4 protein-coding genes are annotated in these 13,535 nt (G+C 73.6%); 1 reads left to right on the forward strand and 3 read right to left on the reverse strand.

What is annotated here, in order from left to right; genetic code table 11:
* The first annotated feature begins 274 nt into the window (after positions 1-274).
* Entirely contained in the window at positions 275-691 is a 417-nt protein-coding gene (locus QM809_RS00005; protein WP_415043815.1) for a hypothetical protein, read from the forward strand.
* A 58-nt stretch (positions 692-749) separates the two neighbouring features.
* On the opposite strand, the gene QM809_RS00010 is transcribed toward QM809_RS00005, so the two are convergent.
* The 3 genes from QM809_RS00010 to QM809_RS00020 form a co-directional block, all read right to left on the reverse strand.
* The gene (locus QM809_RS00010; RefSeq protein ID WP_415043816.1) at positions 750-1,265 is read right to left on the reverse strand and encodes a hypothetical protein; all 516 of its coding nucleotides are present in this window, start codon (positions 1,263-1,265) and stop codon (positions 750-752) included.
* An 80-nt stretch (positions 1,266-1,345) separates the two neighbouring features.
* Positions 1,346-2,209, reverse strand: a complete 864-nt coding sequence (locus QM809_RS00015) for a glycosyltransferase family 2 protein (protein WP_415043817.1) — start codon at positions 2,207-2,209, stop codon at positions 1,346-1,348.
* A complete protein-coding gene (locus QM809_RS00020) occupies positions 2,206-13,509 on the reverse strand; it encodes an amino acid adenylation domain-containing protein (protein WP_415043818.1) in 11,304 nt (3,767 codons plus the stop codon). The genes QM809_RS00015 and QM809_RS00020 overlap by 4 nt, the downstream gene beginning before the upstream one ends.
* Positions 13,510-13,535 lie beyond the last annotated feature (26 nt).

The raw sequence follows: 13,535 nt of genomic DNA on the forward strand, positions 1-13,535 counted from the left end.
TTCCTCCCGATCCCCGCACCCCCCGTCAAGGAAGGTCTCGGGAACTTGTGAAGAGTTCCGGCGACCGCCGCAGCCTTCAACTCTAGCAGAGTCTCGGACTGTTTCGCAATCAGCGGGCGAATAATTTCTGGTGAAATGTTGCTCGCTGACGACTCGGATTAAGTTACACACACATCAACACGAACACAACCCAGCTGGTCAGAGCGATTTCTGTACGATCATCGGCATGCGCACCCATCGTCGTACGTCCTCTCCCCTCCGTTCATCGCTTCTGATGGCGGTTCTGGCCGGCAGTCTCGCCGTCTCCCTGAGCGCGTGCGGGTATTCCCCGTCGCGCAACGACCCCGCGGCGAATCGCGAGTCGGCGCAGGCCGTGGTCGACAGTTTCGTGTCGGGCTACAACGAAGAGGGGCTCACCGCCGCCGTCGACCAGAACTTCTGCCCGGATCGGAAGTCCGCGTTCCAGGGGCGCGATTCGCTCGACAATGCCCCGTACGCGGCCGAGTCGATGAAGGCGACGTCGCCGGTGTCGGTGAACGGGAAGAAGGGGTCGGCCGGTGTCACAGTCTCGCCGACCGGAGCGCAAGCGCGGAACTTCTCCGTGAAGCTGACCGACACCGACGGCATCGGATGGTGCGTCTCGGCGGTCGCTCCCACCACGCGCGGAGGGAACGACGACCAGAACCGGTGACCCGTCCGGTTCAGGGAATCGGGTACCGGTCCGAGGCGGAGATCGAACGAGGCCCCTGCTACGGGTTCGCGACCCAGGTCTGGCCGCCGCACAGGATGGCGAGTCCGCTCGGATCCCGAGAGACCGAGTCGACGGCGGGGTCGCAGGGCTCACCGATCCGGTGCACCCCGCCGTCGTCGTTCCCGTGCTGCACCCAGGAGAATCCGGCGGCACCCATCGGTGCGCACACCAGACTGTTGCCTGCGGCATCGGTCTTGAACTGCCTGGCCTCCGAGGCCAGACACGGCTGCCCTTGAGCGACCGGCGAACCCGCCGGCACCACGGGCTCCGGGGTCTGCGTGATCTCGGGGGCGGCGGTGGTCGTGACCACCGGGGTCGTGGTCGAGGCGGCGGTCTCGGTCTTCATCACCGTCTCGGTGACCGGTGCGGCGGCGGGCGGCTCGGGCTCGTCGGACATGACGATCACCACCGCGACCACCGCGACGGCCACGGCGAGCAACGCGGCGACGACACCGAGGATCCAGCTCGTCGCGACCTGGGAACCCTTGCGTTCGGCATCCTGGCGTGCACTCATGAGTCGGTTCTACCAGCCGACGCCGACGTCACCGTGCCGGGCACTCCGCACCCGGAAGCACCGCCCACGGAGACGCCTGGTCACCAGTACACGGTCCGGTACTTGACGCTCCCGCGCACCCGTCCGACCAGGTTCCCGGTGATCCACACCCACTGCCCCACCTTCTTGCGCGACCACGCCCACGGCCAGATCGGCGCCGTCCCCAGGCTCACGCCGGCGTGGATCGGGAACCACCACCACTGTCGGCCGGGTGCCGAATACTGCTTGGCGACCCGTGCCTCCTCGCGCCCGTAGTCGACGACCTGCGCCCACGTCTCCCGCAGCCCGGTGCGGAACCGGTAGGCCACCATCGCCTCGGGCGCGTACCCGAACGTGTAGCCGGCGGTCTGCACCCGCCAGCAGAACTCGACGTCGCTGGCCGCGGTCGGATAGCTCTCGTCCCAGCCCCCGACGTCGTCGAACACCGCCCGGCGGATGCCGAGGTTGCACCCGAAGGTGATCGGCAGGAACCGCCCCATCACGAACGGTTCGGCCGGATCGGGCAGTTCCCGCCAGGCCGCGACGACGGGATCGTTCAGCGTCTCGCGCTCCAGCGGTCCGCCGACGATGTCGGCTTCGCGTCCCGCCTCGACCATGGCCCGCAGCCACGACGGGTGCACCGCATCGTCCTGATCGCAGTAGACGATGAAGTCGTACACCGCCGCCCGCGTCCCGACGTTGCGCGCGTGCGTGGTGCCCGGGACGTCCGACGAGTCCACCCGCCGCAGCGCGAGCAGCTCCCGATGCGGGTGTCCTTCGAGGTACTCGGCGAGCTCGTCGCTCCCCTCGTTGTCACTGATCACGACCTCGAAGAAGCCGTCGTAGTCCTGCTGTGCCAGCGCGTGGATCTGCACTTCCAGATCGGGCAGCCCGCGGTAGTAGGCGATCACCACCAATGCCGTCATACCAACGATCCCTTCCTCGAAACCGGTCCTCCGAAGAGGTCTTGTCCGCACGCCCCGCGGCAGTCGCCGACCGACGCGGCCTGCCTGCTCGCCACCGCCCGGAGCACGCCGACCAGGTTCTCGACCACGGCCTGCGCACCGCTCGTCGTCACCCGGTGGACCGGGTAGATCAGCGTGCCGCGCAGTCCGGCGGCGGTGTCGGCGTCCCGTGTCTCGAGCATCGCCACCTCCAGTTCGTGTTTGGCGACGGTGTTGGCCACCGGTTCACGCCGCAGCGTCACCGGGCCGAGATCAAGTTCCCCGTCGCCGAGGTCGGCGACGTCGGCCTGCTGCAGGATCAGGGTCGACGAGAAGAACGGCCCGCCCGCGGGTTCGGCCGGGTCCCGCTCCATCCCGAGTGCGTCGAGCAGATCGGGCGCCGAGACGTCCGGGTGCGCGAGACCGCCGATCAGCTGCTCGTTCACCTGCCGCACCAGTTCGGCGAACGGCGCGGCGTCGTCGACGTCGAGTCGCAGGGGGATGTCGTCGGCGAAGTTGCCGACCACGCCGTCGAGCGCGAGGTGCGTCCGGTTGGCGTGCGCCGTCCCGACCCGGACCTCGTCGCGGCCGGTGCGGACGGCCAGGACCACGGCGAACGCGGCCTGGAGGACCGCGAACAGGCCGACCGACTCCCGGGCCGCGTACTGTTCCAGCGCCCGATGCACCTCGGCATCGATCCGGAACTCCGTGGCCGCGCCGGTCGAGTCCCAGGGTTCGCCCGACTCCGGGACGTCGCGCTCGGGCACGCCGAGTCGATCGAGCCGGTGGGCGAGCTGTCCGGCGAACTCCTCGGTCCGCGCCCCGCGGGCGCCGAGCATCCCGGTGCGCCAGCGCGTGTAGTCGACGAACCGCACCGGCTGCTCCGACAGCACCGGGGTCGCCCCGTGACACCGCGCGGCCAGCGCCGACACCATGTCCAGCGACAGCGTGCCCATCGACTGCCCGTCGGCGCTGAGGTGATGCACCACGACCACCACGACGTGCGTCCGCGGCGCCAGTCGCAGCAGCCGGGCCCGGATCGGCCGGTCGGCCAGGTCGAGCTCGGTCCAGGCGAGTTCGGCGAGCGCCCCGGGCAGTTCGGCCTCGGTCACCTCGCGCGGCGCCAGTTCGGCCCGCAACGAGGCGGCCAGGTCCGCGGTCGGACGCACCTCGATCAGCGGCCCCGCGGCGGACTCGGCATAGCGCGCCCGCAGCATCGGATGGTGGTCGACGACGTCGAGCAGCGCCGTCTCCAGCACCTCCCGGTCCAGGTCGCCGGTCAGGCGCATCGCGATCGGGACGTTCCAGTCGGCGCCGGTGCCCGCGCGGACGGCCTCCCAGATCCGGACCTGGGCCGGCGCCATCGGCGCGGGACCGTCGTCGTCGCCGCGGACCAGTGCCGACCGCCCGGATCCGACGGACGGCAGTGTTTCGATCGCCGCGCACAGATCGCCCAGGTCGACGGTCTCGAAGAGCAGCCGGACCGGTATCGGATGTCCGAGTTCGGCCTCCAGCAGCGTCGCGACCCGCGTCGCCGAGAGCGAGTTGCCGCCCAGTGCGAAGAAGCCGTCGGTGACGCCCACCCGGGCGGCCCCGGTCACCTCGCCGACGATCCGCACGACGAGGTGCTCCAACTCTGTCCGCGGCGGCACGTGCGTCCGCTCCGGCGCGGGCGGTTCGGTCAGCCGAGTCCGGTCGACCTTCCCGTTCACGTTGTACGGCAGCCGTTCGACGACGACGATCTCCGGCCGCAGGTAGGCGGGCAGACGCCGGCCCGCCGCCCGCGCCACCTCGTCGACGTCGGTATCGTCGCCGGTCACGAAGGCCACCAGACGTTCTCCCCCGCCCCGCGTGAACGACGTCACCGCCGCGTCTGCGACGCCCGGGCAGCCGCGCAGCACCGCCTCCACCTCGCCGGGCTCGATCCGGAAACCGTGCACCTTGATCTGGTGGTCGGTGCGCCCGAGGTACGTCAGCGCCCCGTCACGACCGCGCCGGACCAGGTCGCCGGTCCGGTACATGCGGGCGCCCGGGTCGAACGGATCGGCCACGAACGACGACGCCGACTGCCCCGGATCCGCGAAGTATCCGCGCGCCAGCTGCACGCCGCCGAGGTAGAGCTCGCCGGCCACGCCGTCGGGTACCGGCCGCAGGCGCCGATCGAGCACGCGCAGGGTCACCGACGGCTGCGCGGTCCCGATCGGCACGCGTCCGGAACGGACCCCGCCGACCTCGGCGCCGGTCACGCTGACCGACGCCTCGGTGGGCCCGTACAGGTTGTGCACCGCCGCCCCCGCGCTGCTCGAGGCGACCCGGTCCACCAGGCTCGCAGGCAGCTCCTCGCCGATGCACAGCAGCGCGCGCACGGTCGGCGGCAGGTCACCGGCGTCGAGCAGCATGGCCAGCGCCGACGGCACGGTCGGCACCACGCTGATCCGGTGTTCGTCGAACGTCCGGCGCAGCGCCGCGCCGTCGCGCTCGATCCCGGGCTCGCCCAGCACGATCCGCGCACCGGTCTGCAGCGGCCACCAGTACTCCCACACCGACAGGTCGAAGCCCGCGGCGGTGCGGATCAGGACGGTGTCGTCGCCGGTGAGCCGGTAGCGCTCCTGCATCCAGCGCAGTTGCTCGCCGACGGCCTCCACCGGGACGCTCACGCCCTTGGGCACGCCGGTCGAGCCCGACGTGAACAGCACGTAGGCCGGGTTCTCCGGGTGCGCGAGGCCGCAGAAGTCCCCCGGGTCCAGGGGCTCCTCCGCCGCCAGCCGGGCGAGCCGGGCGACGTCGACGTCGTCCTCGGCGAGGGTCAGGCGCGGTGCGACGGCGCGCAGGATCGTCTCGGCCCGTTCGGGTGCGGACGGGTCGACCGGGACGTAGGCGGCTCCGGCGGTCGCCGTCGCGTACATCGCGAGCAGCTGCGCCGGGCCGCGCGGCGCGGTGATCGCGATGCGATCCTCCGGTCCCACGCCCTGCGCGATCAGGTCCGCGGCCAGGTGCATCACCATCTGGGAGAACTCGCGGTAACCGAAGGTCTCCGCCCCGGCGACCACCGCGGTCGCCTCGGGCGTCCACAGCGCCTGCCGGTGGAACCGGTCGGCCAGGCCGCTGCTGCGCGCGACGGGCGCCGCCGCCGAATCGCGCAGCCGGGCGTCGTCGTCCGGGCTCAGGACGGGCAGGTCGCCGACGGCGGTCTCCGGCGCGTCGACCAGCCCGCCGAGCACGCGCACGTACCGGTCGGCGATCTCCTCCGCGGTCACCGCGTCGAACAGGTCGGTCGCGTAGTCGAGCTGTGCGACGAGCCCGCCGTCGGCGGCGTCGGACAGGGTCAGGTGCAGGTCGAACTCGGCGATGCGGCGGTCGTCGTCGATCACCTCGACGTCGACGCCGGGCAGGCTCAGCGCCAGCGGGCCGATGTTCTGGAAGCTCAGCGCCACCTGGAACACCGGGTGGTGGGCGGTGGTGCGCGGCAGGTCGAGGGACTCCACGACGCGGTCGAACGGCACCGTCGCGTGCGCGAACGCGTCCAGCGCCGACTCCCGCGCCACCGCGAGCGCCTGCGCGCCGGTGAGTTCCGGAGCGAGCTCGGTCCGCAACGCCAGCATGTTCACGAACATGCCGACCATCGCATCGAGCCGCTCGTCACCGCGACCGGCGACCGGGGTGCCGATCACCACGTCCCGGTTCTCGCCGAGTCTGCCGAGCAGCACCGCCAGGGCGGTGTGCGCGACCATGAACGGCGTCGCCCCGTGCGCGCCGGCGACCTCGCGCATCCGCTCGGCCAGGTCGGCGTCGACGCGGAAGTCGATGCGGGCGCCCCGTCCGGACGGCTGCACCGGTCGGACCCGGTCGACGGGGAGGTCGATCACCGCGGGAGCGCCGTGCAGTCGCTCGCGCCACCACGCCGGCTGCCCCGCCGCCGACGTCGCCAGCTGCGCGCGCTGCCACAGCGCGTAATCCGCGTAGTGGACGGTCGGTGCGGGCGCCTCCCAGTCGCGGCCGTCGCGGTGGGCGGTGTAGGCGGCGGCGAGGTCGCCGGCCAACACCGCCATCGAGAGACCGTCGGCGCAGATGTGGTGCACGACCAGTGCGAACAGGTGCTCGCCGTGCTCCGGCGACGTCCACAGCACCGCGCGCAGCGGGACCTGCGAGGTCACGTCGAAGCCGCGCCGCACCGCCGCGGGCAGTTCTTCGGCCGCCCACGCGTCCGGCGCCGTCCCGGCCGCGCGCACGTCGAGTTCCACCCCGGCCGCCGCCACGGGCAGCGCCACCTGGTGCGGACCGTCCGGGCCGTCGGGGTAGATCGTGCGCAGCACCTCGTGGCGGGCGACGACGTCGTGCAGGGCCGCGGCGAAGGCCGCGGTGTCGAGGTCGCCGCGGAGTCGGAGCACGATCGGGATGTTCTCGGTGAGCGCGTCGGGGTCGAAGCGGTTCAGGAACCACATCCGCTGCTGGGCGGGTGAGAGCGGGATCCGCTCCGGCCGCGGCAGCGTGCCGAGCGCCGGTCCGGCCTCGGTCGACGACGAGTCCAGCGCCGCGGCGAGTCCGTGGGCGGTGGGGTGCTCGAACAGGTCGCGCACCGAGAGTTCCCGTCCCGCCGCGGTGCGGATCCGGGCCACGGCCTGCGCGGCGCTCAGCGAGGTGCCGCCGAGGGCGAAGAAGTCCTCGTCGACACCGATCCGGCCGAGGCCGAGGAGGTCGGCGAAGACCCGGGTGACCAGCATTTCCGAGTCGCTCTCGGGCTCGGCCGACACGGCCCGGGACATCTCCGTCGCGAGGAGGTCGGCCGACGGCAGCGCCCGCTCGTCGACCTTGCCCGACACGGTCAGCGGCAGCGCATCCAAGGTCGCGATCACCGCGGGCACGGCCTGCGGCGGCAGCGTCTGGCGTACCTGCGCGAGCACCTTCCCGCGATCGAGTGCGACGCCGTCGACCATGACCACGTAGGCCACCAGCGCCGGGACCCCGCCGGGACCGGGTCGGGCCGTCACCGCGGCGGCGGCGACGCCGTCGCAGCCGCGCAGCGCCGACTCCACCTCGCCGGTCTCGATGCGGAAACCGCGGATCTTCAGCTGGCGGTCGACGCGGCCGAGGTGGATCAGCGTGAGCCCGCCGGACGAGTCCGGCACCGCCCGCACCAGGTCGCCCGTGCGGTAGAGCCGCGCGCCGGGGGCCCCGAACGGGTCGGCGACGAACGCCCCCGCGGTCAGTCCCGGCCGCCCGTGATAGCCGCGGGCCAGGCCCGGACCGGACAGGTACAGCTCCCCGCTCACCCCGGGCGGACAGGGCGCCAGCTGCGCGTCGAGCACCTGCGCCCGCACACCGGTCACGACCGTCCCGATCGGCAACGGCTCGACGTCGTCGAGCGTCAGCGGTCCGGCCAGGGTGACCATCACGGTCGCCTCGGTGGGTCCGTAGGCGTTGAAGAAGCGGCGGCCGGAGGCGATCGCGCGCCGCGCGGTCTCCGGCGGGCAGACGTCGCCGCCGACGATCAGAGTCGTCAGCTCCGGCAGGCCGCCGTCCGCTCCCGGAGCGAGCGTGCCCGGATCGATCGTGCCCAGCACCGCGGGGGTGAGGAAGGCGTGCGTCACCCGGCCCGCGCGCAGCACGGCGGCGAGGTCGTCGGCGCCGTAGACGTCGGTGGGGGCGATCACCGTCGTCGCTCCGGCGTCCGCGGCCAGGAGCAGTTCCAGCACCGCGGCGTCGAAGCTCGGCGAGGCGAAGTGCAGCACCCGGCTCGCGTCGTCGGCGCCGTACCGGCGCTGTTCGGCGACGAACGACGCCACGCCGCGATGGCTCACCGCGACGGCCTTCGGTCGCCCGGTGGACCCGGAGGTGTAGATCAGGTACGCGCACTGGTCCGGGTGCCGCGGGGCGGTCAGTTCGGCGTCGTCGATCGGTCCGGCGGGAAGCGTCCGGATCTGTTCGACCAGTGCGGGATCGTCCAGGATCACCGCGTTCGCCGCCGCGGGCACCGCGTCGAGACGGTCGACGTGCTCGCGCACGGTCACCACGATCGACGCCGACGAGTCGCCCGCCATCAGGGCGATCCGTTCGGCCGGGTAGGCCGGATCGATCGGCACGAACGCCGCGCCGGTCGCGGCCACCGCGCGCATTGCGATCACCGAGTGCGCCGACCGCGGCAGGCACAGTGCGACCACCGTCTCCGGACCGGCGCCGCGGGCGATCAGCAGCCGCGCGAGACGGTGCACCCGGGCGGCGAACTCGTCGGCGGCCAGGTCGGCGAGCCGCCAGCCCGGCGTCTCCAGCACGTCGTGCAGCAGGCGCGGGGTCGCCGCCGCCGGGCCGGTCAGCGCGGCCAGCGCCGCGCGTTCGGCGGGCAGCAGCGCGTCGAGCGCCGCGATCGGCGACTCCGGGGCGGCGACGGCCTCGGCGAGCACCCGGACCAGGCGGTCGAGCAGGGCCTCGGCGGTCTCGGTGCGGTAGACGTCGCCGCGATGCACCACGCGCAGTTCCAGCCCGCCGTCGTCGACGGGGACGGCGGTGAACTCCAGGTCGAACCGGGCCACCGGCACGTCCAGGTCCAGCGCGGCGGGGTGCCGGACGTCGTCGTCGACGGTGAGCGTGACGTGCACCAGCTGGTGGTCGGCGATCTCCAGCGCGTCGACGGCGGCGTGGTCCAGGGCGTCGAGCACGGTGTCGCGGGACCGCTCGACCACCGTCGTGAAGGCGTCGTCGGGACCGAGCACGCTGCGCAGCGGCGCCATCGTCACGAACATGCCGATCAGATCGGCGACGCGCGGATCGGTGCGCCCGGACAGCGGCGTCCCGATCACCACGTCGGGGCCGGCGCCGCTGCGGCTCAGGGCGACCGCGAGCGCGGCGTGCAGCACCGCGAACGACGACGAGCGGGTGCGGTCGGCGACCGCGCGGAGCGCAGCCGTCGCCGGTGCGTCGAGGGTGCGGCGGTGCACCGACGCGGTGCCGGCGCCGGCCGGCGCGTCGGGTTCGGGGGCCGACCGGAAACCGGGTTCCAGCGGCGCCCCGGCCAGGGCCGCACGCCAGTGGTCGCGGTACTCCTCGAGCGGCAGCGCGGCGTGGGCGAGCACGTGGTCGGCGTACTGCTGCGGCAGCGCCGCCCAGTCGGGCCGCTCCCCCGCCAGGCGCGCCCAGTAGGACCGTTCCAGGTCGGCGGCGAGCACCCGCAGCGACCAGCCGTCGGCGGCGATGTGGTGGATCGCGACCACCGTCACCGTCGCGTCTCCGTCGCGGCACAGGGTCACCCGCAGCGGCAGGTCCGCGGTCAGGTCCAGCGGCCGTCCCAGCGCCGCGGCCAGCGCGGCCTGCTCGGCGGACGCCGCGGAGTCGGGTGCGACGACGGTCAGCAGCGCCGCCGCGTCGACCTCCTCGACCGGGCGGATCTCCTGGTGAGGGCCGTCGGCGCCTTCGGGGTACACGGTCCGCAGGATCTCGTGCCGGGCGAGCAGATCGGCGAGCGCGGCGGTGAGCACGGCCGGATCCACCGCGCCGGGCCACCGGACCGGGGCGACGATCAGGTACTCCACCGACGCCGGGTCCTTGCGGTTGTGCAGCCACATCGGCAGCTGCGCGGGCGCGAGCGGGATCCGGTCGGGGCGGGCCGGCGGGGCGACCTCGGTCGCGGAACCGGTCGTCGACGTCGTCGCCGCGGACGTCAGCGCCGCGGCCAGGGCGGCCGGGGTGCGCGCGTCGAACACGGCCCGCACCGGCACGCGGGCACCGGTGCGTTCGGCGATGCCCGCGACCAGCCGGGTGGCCACCAGCGAGTTGCCGCCGACGGCGAAGAAGTCGTCGTCGAGCCCGACGTGGGTGCCGAGGAGTTCGCGCACCAGGTCCAGCACCAGGGTCTGCTCCGGGGTGGCCGGGGCACGGCCGGATGCGGCCGCCTCCGGACGCCGCGGGGCGGGCAGCGCCGCACGGTCGACCTTGCCGTTGCGCGTCACCGGCAGCGCATCGTGCGTCACCAGATGCGCGGGCACCATGTGCTCGGGCAGATGCGCGGCCAGGCGGGCACGCAGGCCGGCGACGTCCACGGCCGGATCGACGACCACGTGGGCCACCAGCTGCCGGCCGGCGCGCGGATCGTCGTACGGCACCGCGACGCCGCCGCGCACGCCCGGGCACGCGGCCAGGACGGTCTCGATCTCACCGAGTTCCACGCGCTGTCCACGGATCTTGATCTGGAAGTCGCTGCGGCCCAGGTATTCCAGGTCCGGGAGCACGCCGTCGGCCGTCCGCGTCCAGCGGACCAGGTCGCCGGTGCGGTAGAGCCGCTCTCCCCCGCGCTCGCCGGCCCACGGCGAGGCGACGAAGCGCGCCGCGGTCAGGTCGGCGCGGCCGTGATAGCCGCGGGCCACCTGCACGCCGCCGAGGTAGAGCTCGCCGGTCACCCCGGCGGGCACCGGGCGGAGCCGGTCGTCGAGCACGTACACGACGGTGCCCGGCAGCGGGCGGCCGATCGGGACGGGACGCCCGGCCGGGCGGTCGCGCCGGACCTCGAGTCCGGTCACGTCGACGGCGGCCTCGGTGGGTCCGTACAGGTTGTGCAGTTCGGCGCGGGTGCGGGCGAGCAGTCCGTCCGCCGAGGCGGCGCTCAAGGCCTCGCCGCTGGTGAACACCAGGCGCAGCGAGGCCAGTTGCTCGTCGGGCACGTCGGCGGCCAGGAAGGCGTCGAGCATCGCGGGGACGAAGTGCAGCACGCTCACCCGCTGTTCGGCGATCAGGTCGGCGATCTCCCGCGGATCGCGGTGCGCGTCGGGGGCGGCGAGCACCAGCCGGGCGCCGGCCAGGAACGGCCAGAACAGCTCCCACACCGAGACGTCGAAGGTGATCGGGGTCTTCTGCAGCACCGTGTCGGCGGCATCGATCGGGGTGCGGCTCCGCATCCAGCCCAGCCGGTTGACGATCGCCGCGTGGCTCACGCTCACCGCCTTGGGCACCCCGGTGGAACCGGAGGTGAACAGCACGTACGCGGGATGGTCGGGGGTCAGCGAGGCACGCCGCTCCGTATCGGCCACCGGTCCCTCGGCGCGGCCGTCGTGCGGGTCGGCGGCGTCGAACACCGGACCGCGGTACGACGACGGGAGCGCCGCCCGCCCCGCCGGATCGGCGATCGCCGCGGCGGGCGCCGCGGCGGCGACCACGGTCTCGAGCCGGGCAGCGGGCCAGGTCGCGTCGAGCGGGACGTAGGCGCCGCCGGCGAGCAGCACGCCGTGGATCGCGGCGAGCATGTCGATCGACCGCGGCACCAGGACGGCGACGGTGTCCTCCGGGCCGATCCCGGCCGCGATCAGCGCGCGGGCGGTCCGGGCCGCCCGCCGGGCGAACTCCTCGGCGGTCAGGGCGGTCCGGTGATCGCGCACCGCCGCGCCGGGGCTCTCGGTCAACCAGGCGGCGAGCGTCCGGGGCGCCGGATCGATCGGCGCCCGGTCACCGGACCATTCCCCGGCGACGGTCCACAGATCCGGCTTGTCCAGCACCGGGACGTCGTGCACGCGGTGCTGCGGCCGCCGGACGATCCCGCCCAGGACGCGTTGGAACATCGCGGCGAACTCCTCGACGGTGCCGCGGTCGAACAGGTCGGTGGCGTAGGTCCAGCGCACCCGGACCGGGCCGTCGACGGAGGCCGCATCGAGCGGGACGTCGACGGTCAGGTGCAGGTCGAAGCGGGCGACGGGGAGTTCCGACTCCAGCGGTGTGGCCGTGACCGGGCCGAGCACGATCGGCTGCGGCGCCGGATCGCCGAACGCGAGCATCGTCTGGAACACCGGGTGGTGGGCGCCGGCGCGATCGGTCTCGAACTCGTCGGCGATCTGCTCGAACGGGTACTCCGCGTTGGCCTGCGCGGCCAGATCGGCCACCGCGGTCTGATCGATCAGGTCGACCACCGCGGCATCGTGATCCACCCGGGCGCGCAGCACCGCGGTCTCGGTGAACATGCCGATCGCGTCGTCGAGCAGTCGGCTGCCGCGGCCGGCGACCGGGGTGCCGACGACGATGTCCGACGCCCCGCTCAACCGGCTGAGCAGGATCGCCAGCCCGGCGTGCACCACGTGGAAGAGCGACGCGTTACGACCGCGCGCGAGGTCGGCGAGCGCATCGACCAGGTCGGCGTCGAGAACGCTCACGACGGTGTCGCCGGCGTACGTGGGCGCGGGCGGGCGGGTGCGGTCGTACGGCAGGGCGAGGGGTCCGGGAAGACCGTCGAGGGTCCGTCGCCAGAATTCGCGCAGCCGGCCCGAGTCGGCGAGGAGCTGTTCCTGCCACAGGGCGAAGTCGGCGTACTGCACCGGCAGCGGCTCGCGGTCGGTGCGTCCGGCGTAGCCCTCCAGCAGGTCGCGGATCAGCAGGCGCGACGACCAGCCGTCCGCGGCGATGTGGTGGACCACCAGCACCAGGACGTGCACGTCGACGGCCTCGGCGATCACCCCGACGCGCAACGGGATGCGGTGCGCCAGATCGAAGCCGCGCGCCGCGATCTCGGCCGTCGTCTCCGAGCTGTGCAGATCGACGTCGATCAGCGTCAGCGCGTCGTCGACGTCGTGGATCTCCTGGCGCGGGACGCCGCGCTCGTCCGGGTAGGAGGTGCGCAGCACCTCGTGACGCGCCAGCAGGTGACGCAGCGCCCGGCGCAGCGCGCCGCGATCGAGGGGTCCGGTGATCCGGACCGCGAACGGCAGGTTGTAGAGCGGGGTCCCCGGTGCCATCGCATCCAGCAGCCACATGCGCTGCTGCGCGCGGCTCAACGGGACGACGTCGGGGCGTTCGGCCGCTTCCAGCCGAGGCCGGCCGAGTCGCTTGGCGGCCTCCACCCGGCGGGCGAGGTCGACCACGCGCGGGGCGTCGAACACCTCGCGCACCGGCAGATCGATGTCGAGTTCGTCGCCGATCCGCGCCGAGAGGCGCGCGGCCAGCAGCGAGTTGCCGCCTAAGCCGAAGAAGTCGTCCTCCACGCCGATCCGCTCGCCCGGCTGCAGGAGCTCACCGAGCAGACCCACCACGGTGCGTTCGGCCGGGGTCCGCGGCGGCACGTGCTCGCGCGGGACGGCCGGACCGGCGGCCAGCGCCGCGCGGTCCACCTTGCCGTGGATGCCGCGCGGCAGGGACTCCAGCACCGTCCCGGCCACCGGGACCATGTAGGCGGGCAGCCGGCCGCGCAGGCCGTCGAGCACGTCGCGGACGTCGAAGCGGCCGCCCGTCTCGTCGGGGGCGGGCACCAGGTAGGCGGTCAGGTTGTCGTCGTGCGCGGCGACCGCGGCCGCGGCGACCCGCGGATCGGCCGTCAACGCGGCCTCGATCTCGCCGAGTTCGA

This window comes from Gordonia sp. (in: high G+C Gram-positive bacteria), from assembly GCF_047600385.1.
In the GTDB taxonomy this organism is placed as follows: domain Bacteria; phylum Actinomycetota; class Actinomycetes; order Mycobacteriales; family Mycobacteriaceae; genus Gordonia.